The sequence below is a fragment of the Acinetobacter sp. BY419 genome, assembly GCF_019038395.1.
Classification (GTDB): Bacteria; Pseudomonadota; Gammaproteobacteria; order Pseudomonadales; family Moraxellaceae; genus Acinetobacter.
Map to the genome: position 1 here is coordinate 1 of NZ_JAGFXZ010000008.1, position 18,387 is coordinate 18,387.

General features: G+C 44.1%; 16 protein-coding genes. 6 read left to right on the forward strand and 10 right to left on the reverse strand.

All coding sequences use genetic code 11. The annotated features are described in order from the left end of the window. Positions 1 to 298: 298 nt before the first annotated feature. The gene (dnaB, locus tag KUG37_RS04665) at positions 299 to 1,741 is read left to right on the forward strand and encodes a replicative DNA helicase (RefSeq protein WP_216936341.1); all 1,443 of its coding nucleotides are present in this window, start codon (positions 299 to 301) and stop codon (positions 1,739 to 1,741) included. A gap of 50 nt (positions 1,742 to 1,791) precedes the next feature. After that, on the forward strand, positions 1,792 to 2,862 hold the full coding sequence (gene alr, locus KUG37_RS04670; RefSeq protein WP_216936343.1) for an alanine racemase: 1,071 nt from the start codon (positions 1,792 to 1,794) through the stop codon (positions 2,860 to 2,862). A gap of 48 nt (positions 2,863 to 2,910) precedes the next feature. On the opposite strand, the gene KUG37_RS04675 is transcribed toward alr, so the two are convergent. From KUG37_RS04675 to KUG37_RS04695, 5 genes are all read right to left on the reverse strand, one after another. Continuing rightward, a complete protein-coding gene (locus KUG37_RS04675; RefSeq protein ID WP_216936345.1) occupies positions 2,911 to 3,342 on the reverse strand; it encodes a BLUF domain-containing protein in 432 nt (143 codons plus the stop codon). A gap of 80 nt (positions 3,343 to 3,422) precedes the next feature. Then, positions 3,423 to 4,157 carry a peptidase gene (locus tag KUG37_RS04680; protein WP_216936347.1) on the reverse strand — a complete coding sequence of 245 codons (735 nt, stop codon included), beginning with the start codon at positions 4,155 to 4,157 and terminating at the stop codon, positions 3,423 to 3,425. Positions 4,158 to 4,171: 14 nt separating this feature from the next. Beyond that, the gene (locus KUG37_RS04685; RefSeq protein WP_216936350.1) at positions 4,172 to 4,951 is read right to left on the reverse strand and encodes a transglutaminase family protein; all 780 of its coding nucleotides are present in this window, start codon (positions 4,949 to 4,951) and stop codon (positions 4,172 to 4,174) included. After that, positions 4,948 to 5,550 (reverse strand): alpha-E domain-containing protein, encoded by a 603-nt coding sequence (locus KUG37_RS04690; RefSeq protein ID WP_216936352.1) that lies wholly within the window; start codon positions 5,548 to 5,550, stop codon positions 4,948 to 4,950. Before KUG37_RS04690 ends, KUG37_RS04685 begins: the two co-directional genes overlap by 4 nt. Positions 5,551 to 5,572: 22 nt before the next feature. Continuing rightward, a complete protein-coding gene (locus KUG37_RS04695; protein WP_216936361.1) occupies positions 5,573 to 7,132 on the reverse strand; it encodes a circularly permuted type 2 ATP-grasp protein in 1,560 nt (519 codons plus the stop codon). A gap of 240 nt (positions 7,133 to 7,372) precedes the next feature. Between KUG37_RS04695 and KUG37_RS04700 the strand changes: the two genes are divergently transcribed. After that, positions 7,373 to 8,380, forward strand: a complete 1,008-nt coding sequence (locus tag KUG37_RS04700; RefSeq protein WP_216936371.1) for a YafY family protein — start codon at positions 7,373 to 7,375, stop codon at positions 8,378 to 8,380. A 501-nt stretch (positions 8,381 to 8,881) separates the two neighbouring features. Beyond that, positions 8,882 to 10,552, forward strand: a complete 1,671-nt coding sequence (locus KUG37_RS04705) for an FMN-binding glutamate synthase family protein (RefSeq protein ID WP_216936373.1) — start codon at positions 8,882 to 8,884, stop codon at positions 10,550 to 10,552. A 68-nt stretch (positions 10,553 to 10,620) separates the two neighbouring features. Here the strand turns inward: KUG37_RS04705 and KUG37_RS04710 are convergent, their stop codons facing one another. From KUG37_RS04710 to KUG37_RS04725, 4 genes are read right to left on the reverse strand one after another with little or no spacing between them, the layout of a single operon-like run. Further along, the gene (locus KUG37_RS04710; protein ID WP_216936375.1) at positions 10,621 to 11,664 is read right to left on the reverse strand and encodes an alpha/beta hydrolase; all 1,044 of its coding nucleotides are present in this window, start codon (positions 11,662 to 11,664) and stop codon (positions 10,621 to 10,623) included. Then, a complete protein-coding gene (locus KUG37_RS04715; RefSeq protein WP_216936377.1) occupies positions 11,664 to 12,803 on the reverse strand; it encodes a YdcF family protein in 1,140 nt (379 codons plus the stop codon). The genes KUG37_RS04710 and KUG37_RS04715 overlap by 1 nt, the downstream gene beginning before the upstream one ends. A 1-nt stretch (position 12,804) precedes the next feature. Next, positions 12,805 to 13,845 carry a UDP-N-acetylmuramate dehydrogenase gene (murB, locus tag KUG37_RS04720; RefSeq protein WP_216936379.1) on the reverse strand — a complete coding sequence of 347 codons (1,041 nt, stop codon included), beginning with the start codon at positions 13,843 to 13,845 and terminating at the stop codon, positions 12,805 to 12,807. A 3-nt stretch (positions 13,846 to 13,848) separates the two neighbouring features. Next, on the reverse strand, positions 13,849 to 14,355 hold the full coding sequence (locus tag KUG37_RS04725; protein WP_216936388.1) for a low molecular weight protein-tyrosine-phosphatase: 507 nt from the start codon (positions 14,353 to 14,355) through the stop codon (positions 13,849 to 13,851). A gap of 121 nt (positions 14,356 to 14,476) precedes the next feature. Between KUG37_RS04725 and KUG37_RS04730 the strand changes: the two genes are divergently transcribed. Both KUG37_RS04730 and KUG37_RS04735 read left to right on the forward strand, forming a co-directional pair. Continuing rightward, positions 14,477 to 15,637 (forward strand): iron-containing alcohol dehydrogenase, encoded by a 1,161-nt coding sequence (locus tag KUG37_RS04730; RefSeq protein WP_216936390.1) that lies wholly within the window; start codon positions 14,477 to 14,479, stop codon positions 15,635 to 15,637. A 44-nt stretch (positions 15,638 to 15,681) separates the two neighbouring features. Beyond that, the gene (locus KUG37_RS04735; protein WP_216936392.1) at positions 15,682 to 16,116 is read left to right on the forward strand and encodes a thioesterase family protein; all 435 of its coding nucleotides are present in this window, start codon (positions 15,682 to 15,684) and stop codon (positions 16,114 to 16,116) included. 8 nt (positions 16,117 to 16,124) lie between these two features. On the opposite strand, the gene dnaX is transcribed toward KUG37_RS04735, so the two are convergent. Further along, positions 16,125 to 18,263, reverse strand: coding sequence for a DNA polymerase III subunit gamma/tau (gene dnaX, locus KUG37_RS04740; protein ID WP_216940235.1), 2,139 nt, complete (start codon positions 18,261 to 18,263; stop codon positions 16,125 to 16,127). Between the last annotated feature and the right edge of the window lie 124 nt (positions 18,264 to 18,387).

Below are 18,387 nucleotides of genomic sequence, written 5' to 3' on the forward strand. Positions count from 1 at the left end.
CAGATGAATACATTTCAGAAATCACTGACCGTATAAATCATCGTCCAAGAAAAAGACTCGGCTTTAAAAGTCCGAGTCAGGTATTATGGCAACAACATGGTGTTGCACTTCAAATGCTAATCTAAGTCTCTAAAAAATATAATCTAGCCAGTACTATCAAATTCATTTTATTATTCGTGTTTACAAAAAATTGCACTTCGCATTTTTGATCAGAGCGCGTATCATTTCATCTCGTAGTGAATAAATACTATTCATCTCCGACGATATTTAACTATTGTATTTAAAATCAGGGATTTATATGTCACAGGCGAATGCCAGCAAAAAGGTACCGAATGCTAAACCAGAAATTGTTACTGAAAATAGCAATCTCAAGGAGTTCCGCACTCCGCCACACAATTTAGCAATTGAACAGGCTGTACTTGCTGCCCTTATGACTGTGGCTGAATCTTTTGAACAGGTCGGTGATGTACTGACCGAAAATGATTTTTATGCCACCCGACATAAATATATCTTCCGTGCCATTGAGCAGCTCTCTAGAGAAAACTCGCCTTATGATGCGGTTCTGGTGCACGACTGGCTGATCAAACAGAATTTACTCGATGCCATTGGTGGCGAAGAATACCTGATGCAGCTGATGGCAGATTCTCCATCGAGTTTCTACAACCTGGAAACTTATGCCGGGAAAATCAAAGAGTTTGCTACCCTGCGTAGCATGATTAAAGTCAGCTCTGAAATTTTACAAAATGCCTATGACACCAAAGGCCGTAGCGTCAGTGAAATTCTGGATCTGGCCGAAACCAATATTTTCTCGATTGCCGAACAACATAATAATAATGCCAAGGCTCAAGGACCTAAGCCTATTAACTCGGTTGTTGCAGATGTATTTGACAAATTAAATGAATTGTCACAAATGGAAGGCAGCATTACCGGTTTAACCACAGGTTTCGTGGAACTGGATAACAAAACCTCCGGCATGCAATCCGGTGACCTGATTATTGTCGCGGCGCGTCCATCCATGGGTAAGACTACTTTTGCCATGAATCTGGTCGAAAGTGTTTTATTTAATAACAACCTGCCCGCACTGGTGTATTCGATGGAGATGCCAGCTGATTCGATCGCGATGCGTATGATTTCATCCTTTGGTCGTGTGCATCAGGGGCATTTACGTTCCGGTAAAATGGACAGTGATGAATGGTCAAAAGTCACCAGTACCATCGTACATTTACAGGAAAAAAATCTGTATATCGATGATTCTTCTGCCCTACCACCGACAGAGTTGCGTTCGCGTGCGCGTCGTATTGCCAAAATGCATGGCGGTAAACTCGGCTGTATCATGGTCGATTATCTTCAATTGATGAAAGTACCCGGCATGGGCGATAACCGTGTGGGCGAGATCTCAGAAATTTCACGAAGCTTAAAAGCCCTCGCCAAAGAAATGCAATGCCCTGTGATTGCTCTGTCACAGCTGAACCGTGCGCTGGAAAACCGCCCCAACAAACGCCCAGTGATGTCGGATTTACGTGAATCTGGTGCAATTGAGCAGGATGCCGACTTGATCATGTTTATTTACCGTGATGAGGTTTATAACAAGGAATCTAAAGAAGCCGGTACCGCTGAAATTATTATCGGCAAACAGCGTAACGGCCCGATTGGTACCGTACGTCTGGCATTTGAAGGTCAATATACCCGCTTTAGCAATCTCTCGCCTGAGTTCTATGCTCAGTATGATGACGAAGACTAATCAGGCTCTCCGTCCTCACATTTCCATCGTCTCTCTAGGAGTAATTTAGGGTGCGCCAAGCTACAGTTTATATTGACAGCGCTGCGCTGCAATATAATTTAAACCGTGTCAAACAACTTGCCCCAACCGCGAAAATCGTCAGCATGGTGAAAGCCAATGCTTATGGACACGGAGTTAAAGACTGCCTAGCAGCCTTAAGCGAAACCGATGCCTTTGGTGTCGCCTGCCTGCAAGAAGCCTTAGAAATTCGTGAATTAGGTTATCAACAGCCGATCACACTCATCGAAGGGGTTTTTGCCGCAGCTGAAATGCCAATTGTAATCGAACAGAATATTGAAGTGATTGTGCATCAACAGGCACAAGTCGACTGGTTAATTGCACATAAAGAAGCTTATATTGCCAAAGAACTCAAAGTCTGGGTCAAACTGAATAGCGGCATGAACCGTCTTGGCTTTAAAATTGATGTGATTAAAGATGTGATCAATCAGCTGAAAGCCGAAGGCTTTACTTGTGTTTTAGCAATGCATTTTGCCAATGCTGATGCTGATCACCCGCTGAATGATGAACAAATCCGTCAATTCTTAGAAATTAAAACTGACTGTGCGCCAATTTTAGCCTCTTGCTGTAACTCGGCAGCTATTTATAAATATCCAGAATTGCATTTTGACTTTGTCCGTCCGGGGATCATGCTCTACGGTGCAACCCCTTTTGCGGATAAAACCGTGCATGACTTAGACATCAAACCGGTAATGACCTTCACTGCCGAAGCCATTGCACTGAATGATATTAAAGCGGGTGAGCATGTAGGTTATGGTTCGACATTCACAGCCGATCAAGACATGACTTTAGCCATTGTTTCGATTGGCTATGGTGATGGCTACCCTCGCGCCTTTCCCAAACAGAACTATGTGGCGATTAATGGCCAGCAAACTCGTGTGATCGGCCGTGTGGCGATGGATATGATTGCAATTGATGTAACGGGGATGCAGGTGAAAGCCGGTACTGAAGTCGAACTCTGGGGCAAAACCCGTCTGGTTGATGAGGTGGCTACAGCCAATGGTACCATTGGTTATGAACTATTATGCCGACTGAGCAACCGTGCACGACGTAAAGTGATCTGATTTAATCTTGGAAGCGAAAAAAGCCCAACGTACGTAGGGCTTTTTTATTTAGGCTGACTTTTGTTCTTCAGCCTGCATCAGGCTTAATTCTAACAATAAGGCATCCACATGGTTTTGCTGAAAGGCAAAAGGATTAAAGTCATTAAATCCCCTGTCCTGACAGAATTGCTGGATTTGACTGCGTTTAGAAATATATTTCATCGACCAGTCCGGGAAACTCGGATATTCAATTTCCTTGGTCTCAAATAATTTAATGTCCTGATGGCGAGGATCTTTATTGAGTTTCTCTACCAGCAGACTTTTTAAAGTGAGACATTCGCCTTCCAGACATTGAAAAAAATGCCCATCGGCAAAATACAGTACACCTGTGACTTGATGCCGGTAATTAAAATCACGAGCTTCTTTCAGGATATTCGCCAAATCTTCGAGTAAGTCAGTTTTGGGAGAGGTACTTTTACTGGCATAACAAAATTGGTACATGCACTAAATTCTCTATTTTTATTATGCTTAGCTGCATAGAAGTTAACACTGTACGCGAAAAAGCTGAATCAAGATACTTTTTACAGGAAATACTCATTCGATGGAACCGGAAGTTCTGCCAGTCCTTTTTTCAAGGTTTCTGACCATTGCCGGCTAATTGACGTGAAATACTCATCATCTTCAGCAATACGCTTGCCTCTCGGCGTGATCAGACTGTTTTTTTTATACACCAGCACATCCAGTGGCATGCCAACCGACACATTGGAACGTAAAGTCGATGCAAATGAAATCAGGGAACAGCGCAAAGCCTCATCCAGCGGCATATCATAAGTCAGCGCACGATCCAGTATCGGCTTGCCATATTTACTTTCACCAATCTGGAAATAAGGTGTATCACGCGTGGCACAAATAAAATTGCCTTGCGGATAAACATGATAGAGCTGCATATCCTGATCTTTAAGTTGCCCACCGACCAGCAAGTTACAATAATAATTGCTTTGTTCCGAAATATCGCTGGTGACATTGGCAATCACTTTTTTCAGCGTACTTCCAACCAGTTCAGCAACATCAAACATGGTGTGCAAACTGAGGATATTTGGTTCCTGTCTCAGTTCAAGATGATTCTTGATATGCCCAATTACGGCTTGTGTTGTGGCCAGATTGCCGGATGCCTGTATCACGATCATACGCTCGCCTGGGATACCAAAAGTATACACTTTACGAAATACAGAAATGTGATCCACCCCGGCATTGGTTCGGGTATCACTGATAAAAAGCATACCCTGTTCTAAACGTAGCGCACAACAATACGTCATGATTTTGTCCTTGATTAACATCCTAGCACTTGAACAATGGAATGCATGGATTCCACACCGCCCTTTTCTCTTACACCGCGTACCGGTGCTACATCCCAATAATCCCGCCCAATCGCTACATAAACATGCGAACTTGGACTAAACAACAGATTACTCACATCAAAACAATACCATGTCTGGTCTACGAACACCTCTGCCCAAGCGTGACTGGCCAGATGCGAAGCATTTTGTGCATATAAATAACCAGAAACATAACGGGCAGGTAAGCCCAGATATTTGCACATAGCAATAAAAATATGACTATGGTCCTGACAGACGCCTTGTCGTGCTTCAAAGGCATCTATTGCAGAGCCTTGTACCGAGGTACTGTTCGAAATATAAGGAACATGCTCCAGCAATGCCTGCGCCAGCCCAATCAGATATTGACGGGTTAATGCAGGGATATGACGTTGTGCAAAGTCTTTCATTGCTGCATTACATTGTGTCGATTGGGTCGGTTGTAAAAATAGATTGGGATTGATCGAATCATTCAGTCCACTCTGATGCGCAGGATTCAGCTCGACAATCCCTTGTGCCATAATAGTCAGAGAATAATAGGGTTTGCGCTGGTTACAGCTCATCCACAGATTATGAAAGGCATCTTTGCGGATTTCTTTGTTACCCGGCACACTGATATCCCAGGAATGCACCCGCTGATGTACATTACTCGAAGGCATCATTTTGATGTACTGAATACTGTTCCTCACCTCGGCAGTGTACATATAATGCGTCTGATGATTCACCATCAATTTCATACATCTGCCTCGAACAGTTGATGGATATGGTCACTAAACTGATAGAACTGAATCCGATTGGGTTCTGTACGCAACTGTTCCCAGTATTGTTCCAGATCGCCCCAGCCCATTTCTACCAGGGTTTTTACCACGTAATCAATCTTGCACAGGGTAGTACTTGTTTCTTCACCAAGTCGTAACTGGTGATCGAGCTGTTCTACACACTGACCTAAACTAAAAAATAGAAAGATATCCGAGGATTCAGCTTCCAGAATGTCTTCACATTCCGTCACTACTTCGCAGATATAACCGGCATTTTTGTCTGCAGTTTTGATCAGTTTCATCAGTTCTGCATAGCCAGATGCAGACAATACCCCCCGTAATTCCTGAATATTATCTGTCGCGAGTTTAAACTGCTGGCTAAAAGATGCCATTTGTGTAGGATCGAGTACCAGCTCATTTAAGGAACTAGCATCAAAGGCAGGTAAACAAAAAGCATGGGCATAAGCCACAGCTGCTTCGTCTTCTAAAAATGGAAAGCGCGCACATAAAAAATGAGTACGTGATAAATAACGCCCTAACCAAAAAATATGTTGTGCATTGCTATTCAGCAAAACCATGACATTTTCCTTCTTTGGAATCTTATGAATGTAAATTGTCGACTACCCAGGTATCTTTAATACCGCCACCCTGTGATGAATTCACCACCAGTGAGCCGGGCTGCATTGCCACACGTGTCAAGCCACCCTGTACGATTTCCGTACGATAAGGCGAACTCAATACAAAGGGGCGTAAGTCGATATGACGTTCAGCAATACCAAAATTAGTCAAAGTCGGACTAACCGATAAGTCCAAAGTTGGCTGCGCAATATATAAATGCGGCGCAGCTAAAATTTTCTCCCTGAAAGTTTCAATTTGCTGGCTAGATGCTTGTGGCCCAATGAGCATGCCATAACCGCCCGAACCCTGCGCTTCTTTCACCACCAGCTGATCCAGATGAGCCATGACATAATCTAAATCTTCCGAATTACGACACTGATAAGTCGGAACATTTTTTAAAATTGGCTGTTCACCCAAATAAAAATGAATCATTTTATCGACATATGGATAAACCGATTTGTCATCTGCCACACCGGTTCCCGGAGCATTTGCAATCACAACGTTGTTTTGCAAATAAGCTGACATCAAGCCAGCTACACCCAAGGTACTATCCGGTTTAAAGCATAATGGATCGAGAAAAGCATCATCGACCCGTCTATAAATAACATCGACTCGTTGGCGACCACGTATAGTTTTTACATAAACCTTCGAGTCATCAACAAAAATATCACGTGATGTTACCAATGGCACATCCATCTCTCTTGCAAGGGATGCGTGCTCATAGTATGCGCTATTAAAACGTCCTGGTGTCAGCACTACAACAAAAGGCTTGTCGACGTAGGCATTTTCTATCAGGATTTCTTTCAATAATTGTGGATACTGCTCAATCCCGGCAATCTTGGCCTGCTCAAATACTTTCGGCATCAGTTTTTCACTGATTTTGCGGCATTCCAGCATATAAGACACCCCAGACGGCGTTCTGAGATTGTCTTCCAGGACATAAAACTCACCCTTGGAATCGCGAATGACATCAATACCGCTAATCTGGCTATAAATCCCGCCTTTCAAGCTGTGTTGATACATATGCGGCTGATAGGCCTCATGAGTCAAGATCTGTAACTCAGGAACAATATTGGCTTTTAAAATGTCCTGTTGATGATAAATATCATGCAAGAATAAATTCAGCGCCCGTACCCGTTGTGCCGAGCCCAAAGCCACCATATTCCACTGTTTTCGATCAATGATTCGCGGAATAATATCAAAAGGTATGGTGCGTTCTGCTCCGTCCTCCTCGCCATAAACGGTAAATGTAATGCCATGATGTAAAAAATGCTCTTTCGCCACCTGATTTAGCGCATTGAGTTCATCCAAAGTATGTTGAGATAACCATTCTTCCAGTCTTTGACCTGCCTGACTGGACATCACATGTTCATCCTGCATTTCATTAAAGAACTGCGAAGACAACTGCTGCATTAAAAGTTGTGGATTCGTTGTTGTCGATACCGTTAGAGGTTTAGGGTCTATAAAATTTTTCCCAAGCTCCGGGGAAATAAAATTATCAATTGTTTCAATCACATTTGTATCCTGATTTCCTTTGAGCATACAAACCCTCGTCTTTTCATCTATTATAATTAAATCCAAGCAATATCTATGCCAGTGCATGCATATTCCGCCTACCATTAATCTATTAAATGAGTTATGAACTCAATGCCATTTCTTACCAAGTTGTTTTGAGTTTGTAGGACAATTGTTGCGCGGAAAGACTTGCGAAAGAATGAGAGTTTTCTTATTGTGTTAATCTGATTTCAAATTCCACCTACTCGATTGCCAGCAAAATAAATTATGTCAGCACAAGAAAAAGAAACTTCGAATAGCCTGTATCGCCAATGGCAAATCTTGTCGCGGCTTTCTACCGGCAAATGGATGGGAACACGTGAATTACAGGAAATCCTGAATCGCGAGGGAATTGATATCAGCCTGCGCACCATTCAGCGCGACCTGAATCAGATTGCACAACGCTTCCCGATTGAAAGCAGTAAAACCACGCCGCAAGGCTGGCGTTGGCGTTCGGATGCACCGCTGCAAAGTTTGCCACATATGACCAGCTCACAAGCCGTCACCTTTATGATGGTGGAAGAACATTTGAAACACCTGTTACCACCCAGCCTGATCGAGGAAATGAACCCCTGGTTTGATCTGGCACGACGCAGTCTTTCCTCCCAGAACAATGTTCGGCAATGGATTAACCGCGTGCGCATTGTTCCAGCCACCCAGCCCCTGATTCCACCTGTGGTAGATAAGGCCGCGCAGCAAGCTGTGTACGAGGGTCTGTTGCAGGACAAGCAGCTGGAATGTGTATATCAGGGTCGCGGTCATAACAGTGAAGAAAAAACCTATATTCTCAATCCGCTGGCCCTGGTACAAAAGGGTTCGATCATCTATCTGGTGTGTACCCGTCATGACAAATCTGACATTCAGACCTTTGCCCTGCACCGCTTTAAATCAGCCGTCGTGCTGAATTCACGCGCCTTGCATCCGGTCAATTTTGATATTGATGAGTACATTGATTCTGGTGCATTGGGCTTCCGGGTGGACTTCAATCATCCTACTGAAAATGTCACGTTAAAACTCAGCATGTCAGAATCGGATGCGCATTATTTTGAAGAAAGCCAGCTCAGCAAAGACCAAAAAATTGAAAAAATGGACGATGGTATGTCGCTGATCACTGCTACCGTGCCATTTACCTCACAACTGGTGTGGTGGTTACGCAGCTTTGGTAAAAAGATTAAACATATTGAACCCAGTATGGTAGCCAATGCAGTTAGCCAACTAGATGAAGAAAACCCTTAGCCAAACGGGTTTCATTCAGATTCAAGAACCAGAATAAAAAAATCCCCAAATCGGGGACTGGAGATTTATGCTTATATTTTATGATTGTTTTGGTGATCTGCTGCTGTGCCAACCTGCTTTCCTCTAATACCCCGAAATGCAGGTTGGATGAAATCTCAATATTTAAAGAGAACTGAGACATAAGCAAGCCAGTTCAGCATTATTAAAACGAATGGATTTTTTTGTCATGGTTTATAACTCCTATAGGTTTACTAGATAAACTGACTATAAAAGCATCTATTCAGTTTGTGAAATAAATAGAATGCATGTCTTTTGCAGATTTTTTTCTATAGGAGTGTTTTTCCGCAAAATTTATCTGCAATCGCTACTGATTCAGTGCCTGTCTGAGTATAATTTTTGGCCAGCTTATAAAACCGAATAACAATTCTCTGCTTGTATAAGATCCCTAGCTCTGCACATCATAAAGCCCTCTAGAAGTAGAAATAGGGACTTAATTTTACAATGGCTAACCCTGCTCAATTAGTACGTCACAAGCTGCTCAATACTTTCTTTTCCCGCCATTCGGTCTGGTTTGCCTGCATTCTGATTGCAGTGATTTTTACCACATTCCATATCGGTTATTCGCCGCGTTATATCTATTATTTCATGCCGCAAACTTTGGTGAATACCCTGTGGGTTCTGAGTATTCTCCTGAGCCTGTTAGGTTTGTATGATGTACTCCAAAATAAGCATTCTATTCTGAAAAATTACCCAATCATGGGACATTTCCGCTTTATATTTGAAGAATTTCGTCCAGAGATTCGTCAGTATTTTATTGAAGCCGACCGGGATGCACTGCCTTTTTCCCGTATGCAGCGTAGTCTGGTGTACCAGCGGGCGAAAAACGAAAACTCAGATAAACCTTTCGGCTCGATCCTGAATGTTTATGAAGATAATTACCGCTTTGTCAGTCACTCCCTCACCCCCTGCAAAGTAGCCGATCCGAACACTTTTCGCATCCTGATCGGTAATGAACAATGTACGCAGCCCTTCTCTGCTTCTATTTTAAACATTTCAGCCATGAGCTTTGGCAGCATGAGTGCCAATGCGATACGTGCACTCAATCTCGGCGCTCTAAAAGGTGATTTTTTTCATGATACGGGAGAAGGCAGTATCAGCCCCTATCATCTGGAATATGGAGGCGATCTGGTCTGGGAAATTGGTAGTGGCTACTTTGGCTGCCGTACTTTAGACGGACAGTTCGACCCGGAACGTTTTGCTACACAAGCCAAATTACCTCAAGTGAAGATGATTGAAATCAAACTTTCACAAGGTGCAAAACCCGGACATGGCGGCATTTTGCCTAAAAGTAAAATTTCGGAAGAAATTGCCCAAATTCGTGGCATCAGCCGAGATCATGATTGCGTTTCACCTTCCAGCCATCCGGCTTTTAGTACACCGATTGAAATGATGCATTTCATACAACAATTACGTGAACTTTCCAGCGGAAAACCGGTCGGATTTAAACTATGTCTGGGTCAGCCGTGGCAGTTTATGAGTATAGTCAAAGCCATGTTACATACCCAGATTTATCCGGATTTTATCGTGGTGGATGGCTCTGAGGGTGGAACTGGAGCTGCCCCTATTGAATTAATTGACTATGTCGGTGCACCTTTAAGAGAAGGTTTGCTGTTTGTACATAATACCCTTGTTGGTGCAGGTTTGAGAAATAAGATCAAAATTGGTGCAAGTGGGAAAATTATTAGTGCATTCGATATTGCCAGCACGCTTGCCATTGGTGCAGATTGGGTGAATTCTGCACGTGGTTTTATGTTTGCAGTTGGCTGTATTCAGGCACAAAGCTGTCATACCAATCAATGCCCTGTCGGGGTTACCACCCAAGATAAAGATCGCCAAAAAGCATTACATGTACCAACCAAGGCAGAACGGGTCTTTCATTTTCATAAAAACACCTTGCATGCCCTCTCCGAACTGATCGCCGCCGCAGGGCTAGAACATCCTTCAGCCATTAAGGCTCATCATCTAGCACAACGCGTGAATAATCACGAAATTAAGAACTTTGCACAGATACACTTTTGGTTGAAAGAGGGAGAATTATTATCCTGTGAAAATAAGGACGAGGAGAACTTTTATTTCCGGATGTGGAACTTGGCTAAACTAGAAAAATTTTAAATCGGTGCAGTTAAAAACAAAAAGGCATTTTATTCAAACGCCTTTTTTAATACTCAATTCTAAATGTCTTAATAATAAATTTTGTTGCCATGTGCATGCAAAAAAGCTGGAATCAAGCCCGTAAGTGCAGCACGAATATCAGCACGCTCATTGATTAATTGATGTGAACCTTCTTCCAGCATCAACAGGGTTTGAAGCCGGAATTTACGCCGGATAAATTCAATATTATAACGCCAGTCTACGGTCTGATCCTGTGCACCCTGTGCCAGCCAGACCGGAATACGACAAGCCGGACGCGCTTCCATTTCCAGCATCCAGCGTGACATTGCCAGAATCCAGTCCATTCCCATCATCCGCGGCTGTAATGGATCTTTAAGACGGATAAAACGCAGAAACTCGGGATTATGATTATTGCGTCTGAAATGCCGGGGAACTTCACGTTTGATGCGGCTAATAATGCCAAGCCCGATCGAATTATGCCACCAGGCAGTTTTGGCAGGGCGAATCAATGGTGATAACAGCAAGACCCGTTCAACAAAAGGATTTTCGCGACGCTGCGCAAACTCCAGTAAGTGATGCATCCAGATCGCACCGCCGGTACTTTGTCCGATTCCAACCCATGGTTTAGGTAGTTGTGAGGCATGCTGTACATAACGATGTACTGCATGCAAAACCTGCTGATAATGATCAAAATTCTGAATGCTGGCAGATGAACCATCACTCAGACCATGTCCAGGCAGATCATAGGTCAATACACTAAAGCCCTGCTCCAGAAGCTCTTTTACAATAGGCTGATAAATGCCGCTATGTTCCAGATATCCATGCAGCAAAAAAGCGGTTCCCTGAATCTTGTCAAAGCGGGTATTTTCCAGATTCGGCTCAAACACCTGTACATGCAGCCTGAATAATGGCATCTGTACATAACCCTGCCAGTGTTTACAATCCAGTAAATCAAAACCATACAGTTTGCGATAGGACTGTAGGGCAATTGGCGGCTCATCACTACGATTCAGGTTCAAGGGTGGTAAAAGTAGTGGCGTAATATCTCGACTAGGAATGGGTAAATCCAGCTGTTTCAGTATGTTGGGATTTAAAAATGGGATATCAGACATTATGGCACCTCCCGACAGTCACTGGATCCAAACCACATATCGCGCATGGTCGCCAACATTTCATAATTGGCACGACGACTATGATCATAATTTTGTGCACTTGGCCGCCACCGGGTCAAAGGCTTAGGCATCGGTGCTTCCACCGGAATAGTTTGTATGCCATTTAAAGCAAATAAACGGCGGGTACGCGGCATATGATAACGATCCGTAATCAGAATCACTGTAGGCGCTCCACCTTTCTTTTGTAATAATAATGAACTGAAACGGGTGTTTTCGCAGGTATTCATACTGCGGTCTTCAAGTAATTTTGCATCAACACCATGGTTTTTTAACCAGCGCTGCATATACGGTGCTTCGACCCCACTCAGTACAATCGGTAACTGGTAATGTCTCTCTACTGCCAGCGTGGTTTCCAGACGTAGTCGTGTATAATTATTGACGACAATCTCTTTGCTTTGATCATCCTGAGTTAAACCGCCACCCAATACCACAATGGCATAAGGCTGGGAGTTATTCACCGGTTTAACCTGCTGTTGATCTTGCAATAGCGCCAAGTCCTGCTGAATTTCCGCTCCATTGGTTTCCTGTACTGAACTGGCTTCACCCTGTTCTAGCGGATGCGTAGTCAGAAACTCAATATATTGCTCAATGCGCTCCTTGTTTTTACTACTGTTCCACTCCAGCAATTCGCGGACATTTGCTGTTGGATCGACTGGTTCCACATCTTCCTGCGAGGACAGTAAGGGCACCTGAGCAGGCGGGCTTTGCTCGGCTTTTTGATCTTGCTGCTCGCGTTGATATTCTTCAATCACCTGCTGCAACGCTTTATAACGTGCCTGAATCAAAATCAGGTTGGCTGAATTATTTTGCTGGATATCCTGTTCCATGACCTTTAAATAAGCTTGCCGGGCAATCCACAAATCAGACCCGGGTTCCAGATTTTCATGCTCGCTCAGTGCTGCCATTTTCTGGCTTTGGGCCGCGACTTCATTTAGCTCTAAGGAAACAAACTGGTTTAAGCCCTTGACGATCATTTGTGAATAAAAAGGTGTATAAACCCACACCAGTAGACAGGCGCATAGCACAAACAGTCCAGCGACAATTTGTAGCAAACGTACCATCCAATGGGTGTTTTTCATGTTATTCCTCTTCCTGATGAGAACGGATCAATCCATTTTTATCGAATAATACAGGTTCAGGTTCCAACATCAGCTTGAATTTCTCCCAAACCGACTGCTGTACCGCACGATAGGTTTTACGTACATCGGTGAGGGAGGCTTGACCATAATTTACCAGAACCAGTGCCTGTGTATGAAACATGCCCACAGGCCCCAATTGTTTGCCCTTCCAGCCAGCCTGATCAATCAGCCAGCCTGCTGCCAGTTTAACTTGAGCATTGGCTTGCTGGTAATGAGGTAAATTCGGGAAAGATGCAGCAATTTGGTCAAAGACTGCCTGATCCACCAGCGGATTTTTGAAAAAGCTGCCCACGTTAGGAAATTCTTGCGGATCAGGCAATTTGCTCTGACGGATCTGGATGACCTGTTGTTGCAGGTTTTCTGCTGTGAGCTGGTTACCAACTGCAGTTTTAAGATCACCATAATTCAGCTTTAAATCTGGCTGTTTAAGTAACCTAAAAGTCACATGTGTAATCACATAACGGTTCGGATCATCTTTAAAAATACTATGGCGATAGGCAAACTGGCAATCTGCAGCCTTAATCGAAGCAAGCTGTTTCAGCTGACGGTCATAGACTTCGACAGAATCGATAAACTCGCCAACTTCCACCCCATAAGCACCAATATTCTGTACTGGCGAAGCACCGACACGTCCCGGAATCAGGGCCAGATTTTGTAAACCGTACAGACCTTGTGCTGTAGTCCAGAGCACGAAGTCATGCCAGCCCTGACCGCCGCCTACACGTAAACATTGTGACTGATCATCAGCCTCCAGCATTTCGATACCTTGAATATCTATATGCAGAACCAGCGCATCAATCTGTTCAGGCAACAACATATTGCTGCCACCTGACAAGATCAGCACATTTAACTGTTGCTGTTCAGCAAAATCAAGTGCAGCCAGCATATCATCGGTCGATTGAATAGGGGCATAGTGTGAAGCAATGGCTTCTAAATTTAAGGTATTAAACGGTTTAAGTTGAACCTGAGTTTGAATCTGCATTGCTTAAACCTTGTGTAAATTCTGTTTAAAAATCTCTATCCATGCCCGGCTGCTGGACTCACACTGATCGAGTACCCGCTCAAAACCATCAGTTTCACCATAATAAGGATCTGGCAAGGCCTGTTTTGGATAGATCTGATCGTGTTCACTCATCAATGCCACACGTGCACGTATATGACCAAAGTCGGTTTCTGCCAGACGCTGTATGCTTTCGATATTGGATAAATTTTCCAGATCCATCGCCAGAATCAGATCATAATCAATGAAATCATGAGTGGTCAGCTGGCGTGCACGAAGCATTGAAAGATCATAGCCACGTTTCAGCGCATGCTGCTGGCTACGCAGGTCCGGTGCCTTGCCCGGATGATAATTACTGGTTCCGGCAGAATCGACCACAATGTTCAGTTGCTGTTCATCACAATAATGTCTGAGTACAACTTCTGCCGTGGGAGAGCGGCAAATATTTCCCAAACAAACACATAACACCTTGTATGGCGTTCTGGATGACATAAACAACCTCAGAGCTACTTTATTTTAAGGATTCTTATGTTAAGTTATTTATAGACTGATTCCTATCTCACAACCATAGAATAATCTCGTATTTGCAATAAAAAAAATCAAGGATATCGCCATGAATCGTTTTCAGTTTCAAACCGTCCCCAATATCATTGCCGGGTTAGGCACGATTCAGGAATTATTTAAAATTCTTAAAAATGGCCACTATCAACGTCTGCTACTGGTGACTGACCCGGGTATGCTGAAGCAGCAATTACATCTTCCAATTCTGGATATTATTGAATCTGCAGGACTGGATTACGTGATTTACTCGGATGTTCAGGCCGATCCCCCCGATACTGTAGTGCTTGAAGCAGCAGCTTTTGCAAAACAGGAAAAGATTGATGTCGTACTGGGCTTTGGTGGTGGCAGCTCGATGGATGTGGCCAAACTGATTGCGGTTTTGGCGCATCCCGAGCAGCATCAAACCCTTTCCGATCTGTATGGCGTCGATAATGCCACCGGGCCACGTTTATCTTTAATTTTGGTACCTACCACTGCTGGAACAGGCTCCGAAGTAACGCCGATTTCGATTGTCACCACAGGTGAAACTACCAAAAGTGGTATTGTCGCTCCTATTCTCTATGCCGATATTGCCATTCTGGATGCGACATTTACCCAAAATTTACCAGCACAGATCACCGCCGCCACCGGAATTGATGCCATGGTACATGCCATCGAAGCCTATACCTCAAAACACAAGAAAAACCCCTATTCTGATATGCTGGCCAAACAGGCCTTAAAATTATTGAATGCCAACCTGCAACGTGTGCTCCAAGACGGTCAGGATTTAGACGCCCGTCAAAATATGCTGGTCGGTTCCATGCTGGCCGGGCAAGCCTTTGCCAATGCACCGGTTGCTGCCGTACATGCGCTGGCTTATCCTCTCGGTGGACATTTTCATCTGTCGCATGGGCATAGCAATGCTTTAGTGCTGACTGAAGTGTTAAAGTTTAATGCACCGGCGGCCAAACAACTCTATGCGGAATTGATGACCTGGTTGGATCCTTACAGTAAAGGTTGTCATGATGGCCTGACCGACCTGTTTATTGATCATTTTAATAATCACCTGATGCAGAGTGGTTTAACCTTAAAGTTAAACCAGCTGAATGTACCGGAACATATGCTGCAGGTCATGGCAGAAGACGCCATGCAACAAGGTCGGCTGTTGCAGAATAATCCACGTGAACTTAAAGTGGATGACGCTTATCAGATTTATCAGGCGATCTATGCCTAGATCAATTTCCACCCAAGCCTTGTCTAGCTGAGGACCTAATCTTGATGAAAGCGACCATTAAGCAACGCGAACACTATACCTTTTTCTTGCCCATTCAGACCCGCTGGGCAGACAATGACCTGTATGGGCATGTCAACAATGTGACTTATTACAGTTATTTTGATACTGCAGCCAATGCCCTGCTGATTCAGGAAGCAGCATTTGATCCGAAATATTCCCCGATGATTGGACTGGTGGTCAGCTCCAACTGTCAGTTCAATAAAGAACTGTCTTATCCGGAAATAATTGAAGTTGGCGTGGCCATTGAAAGCATGGGAAATTCATCGCTTAGCTATGATCTGGCCATTTTTAAACGCAACTCAGATACGGCCGCTGCGCAAGGCAATTTTGTCCATGTTTTTGTGGATCGTGAAACACGAAAAAGCACCCCGATTCCAGTTGAAATGCGGGATGCTTTGTCTCGATTTGTTACGCCTTAAAATCCAGCCTATTTCAGCTGAATGTTTTGCAGCTCGCCATCGAACTGCTGTAACAGGTCACGTACTGCCGGTTCTGTACGTAACAGCACCTCGGCGCGTTTAAAAGCACGTTCCTTACGTTGATGCTGCATGGTATACGGCGTTAGCTGATCCACATTTTCAAATTTCACGTGAAAATTAGTTTGCGGCCATTGCTGTTGTAAGGCAGCTTCCAGATTATGTTGCAATTGGGTCAACAGCTGCTGGTACTGTTCAGGAATATGAAAAACGGATTCACCATTAATCTGGCCGGTCATGATGCCATACTGCGCCAGTTCCTGAACTGCCGGAGAAAGCTGGCTGTGACGGAACCAGTATTCCCATTTTTCAACGCTCCACTCACCCTCTAAGATTTGCTCAGGTATTTTCAAAATATCCTGTGGCATCAGATTCTGCGTATTTACTTCCTGGGAAGTAACTTCAGGGACAATTCCCTGTGCCGCCGTTTGAGCCGGAGCTTTATCTTCAGTAACAGGCTGAGCAATCGTTTCCTGTGACAGTTCCAATTCCGGTGAGGCAAGACTAAATTCCTCATCAGCAGACTTGATGTCTGGGGCTGACTGAATATGAGTGACAGCATCTACAGGAATAAATTCTTCAAGCAGGAAATCATCCGAGCTACTGCTTGTAGCCGGTGCTTCTGCAGGGCTCTCGATCTCATCAAAACCAAACAGGCCTTTGTCGTCATTTGGATCAAAAACAATCTGATCCGTAGACTGAATCTCTTCAATAACTGTCTGAGTTGCTACGGGCTGAACAGGCTCAGATGCTTTGATGCTGATTGGCTCTTTTTCATCCAGGAAATCATCCGAAGAAGGCTCAGATGTTGATGCCGTATAAATCTCCTCATCCGTCTCATCGTCCAGAGAGAAATCATCGAATACCGGTTCTGCTTCAAAAACCTCAGCTTTCGTTTCGACTTTTTCAGATTGAAATTGTGTCTGAACGGGCTGCTGTAGGCGTGTTGTTTGGGCTGTTGCCTGTTGCGGTGCAGTCTCCTGCATCACCGGAATTTCGCTGGGCTGTAAGGGACGGAATGCCAGCAAACGTAGCACCGTCATCTCAAAGCCTTGCTCTTGGGTGACCGCGAGTTGCAAATCAGCACGTCCTTTACATGCAACTTGATAATACAGTTGCAAGTCCTGAGCAGAAATCATCCCAGATAATTGCATGATCTTTTTATTGATTTCAGCACTATATTTCAGACTTAAATCTGGCAAATATTGCAATAAAGCCAGTTCATGCAGCGTCGAAATCAGCTGATCTAAAACCAGTGACACATCCAACGCCTGCTGACGGAACTGCAGCAATAACTGACTGACCTGTGCTTTCTGGTTCTGGTGAATCGCCAGAATCAGGTCATAAATAATGGTTCGGTCAATCAGACCGAGCATGTCTTTGACATCCTGATGCTGAATCGCACCCTGACCATAAGCAATCGCCTGATCGGTCAGCGACAAGGCATCACGTAAAGAGCCTTGTGCAGATTCGGCAATCTGCCAGATCGCATCCTGATCGGACTGAATGCTTTCTTTGCTTAAAATCTGGCCCAGATGCTCGGTAATTTCATCGACTGCCAGAGGACGCAAAGTAAACTGCAAACAGCGTGAAATCACGGTAATTGGCAGCTTTTGTGGATCTGTCGTGGCAAACAGAAACTTGACGTGTGCAGGTGGTTCTTCCAGCGTCTTTAATAAGGCATTGAAAGAATGCGTAGACAGCATGTGCACTTCATCGATCAAGTAGACCTTAAAGCGACCTTGAGTCGGTGCATAAGGAACATTGTCGAGCAGCTCACGGGTATCTTCGACCTTAGTGCGTGATGCCGCATCGATTTCGATCAAATCAATAAAGCGTCCTTCATTGACTGCGGTACAGGTCGCACAGACTTCACATGGGGTCGAGGTAATACCAGTTTCACAGTTCAAGCACTTCGCCAAAATACGTGCAATCGTGGTTTTTCCGACACCACGCGTTCCTGTAAACAAATAGGCATGGTGCAAACGGCCACGTTCGAGCGCGCTGGTTAAAGCACGTGAAACATGGTTTTGCCCCACCAATTCATTAAAATTACGAGGACGGTATTTTCGCGCAAGTACTTGATACATGTATGCTCCTTTTTACAGGTCTAAGCATACTGTTTTTTTATAAAATAGTGAAATGAATGCCGGTTTATAAATAATAAAAATCCCTTAATCAAAATTATTAAAAAAGGGATATAAAACATATATT

What these genes read in the sequence shown, in the direction of transcription:
- KUG37_RS04680 (WP_216936347.1), bottom strand. Translation starts at nt 4,157, where the DNA reads ATGACGTATTGTTGTGCGCTACGTTTAGAACAGGGTATGCTTTTTATC.
- KUG37_RS04735 (WP_216936392.1), top strand. Translation starts at nt 15,682, where the DNA reads ATGAAAGCGACCATTAAGCAACGCGAACACTATACCTTTTTCTTGCCC.
- KUG37_RS04675 (WP_216936345.1), bottom strand. Translation starts at nt 3,342, where the DNA reads ATGTACCAATTTTGTTATGCCAGTAAAAGTACCTCTCCCAAAACTGAC.
- KUG37_RS04695 (WP_216936361.1), bottom strand. Translation starts at nt 7,132, where the DNA reads ATGCTCAAAGGAAATCAGGATACAAATGTGATTGAAACAATTGATAAT.
- KUG37_RS04715 (WP_216936377.1), bottom strand. Translation starts at nt 12,803, where the DNA reads ATGAAAAACACCCATTGGATGGTACGTTTGCTACAAATTGTCGCTGGA.
- KUG37_RS04700 (WP_216936371.1), top strand. Translation starts at nt 7,373, where the DNA reads ATGTCAGCACAAGAAAAAGAAACTTCGAATAGCCTGTATCGCCAATGG.
- KUG37_RS04690 (WP_216936352.1), bottom strand. Translation starts at nt 5,550, where the DNA reads ATGGTTTTGCTGAATAGCAATGCACAACATATTTTTTGGTTAGGGCGT.
- KUG37_RS04685 (WP_216936350.1), bottom strand. Translation starts at nt 4,951, where the DNA reads ATGAAATTGATGGTGAATCATCAGACGCATTATATGTACACTGCCGAG.
- murB (WP_216936379.1), bottom strand. Translation starts at nt 13,845, where the DNA reads ATGCAGATTCAAACTCAGGTTCAACTTAAACCGTTTAATACCTTAAAT.
- dnaB (WP_216936341.1), top strand. Translation starts at nt 299, where the DNA reads ATGTCACAGGCGAATGCCAGCAAAAAGGTACCGAATGCTAAACCAGAA.
- KUG37_RS04725 (WP_216936388.1), bottom strand. Translation starts at nt 14,355, where the DNA reads ATGTCATCCAGAACGCCATACAAGGTGTTATGTGTTTGTTTGGGAAAT.
- KUG37_RS04710 (WP_216936375.1), bottom strand. Translation starts at nt 11,664, where the DNA reads ATGTCTGATATCCCATTTTTAAATCCCAACATACTGAAACAGCTGGAT.
- KUG37_RS04730 (WP_216936390.1), top strand. Translation starts at nt 14,477, where the DNA reads ATGAATCGTTTTCAGTTTCAAACCGTCCCCAATATCATTGCCGGGTTA.
- KUG37_RS04705 (WP_216936373.1), top strand. Translation starts at nt 8,882, where the DNA reads ATGGCTAACCCTGCTCAATTAGTACGTCACAAGCTGCTCAATACTTTC.
- dnaX (WP_216940235.1), bottom strand. Translation starts at nt 18,263, where the DNA reads ATGTATCAAGTACTTGCGCGAAAATACCGTCCTCGTAATTTTAATGAA.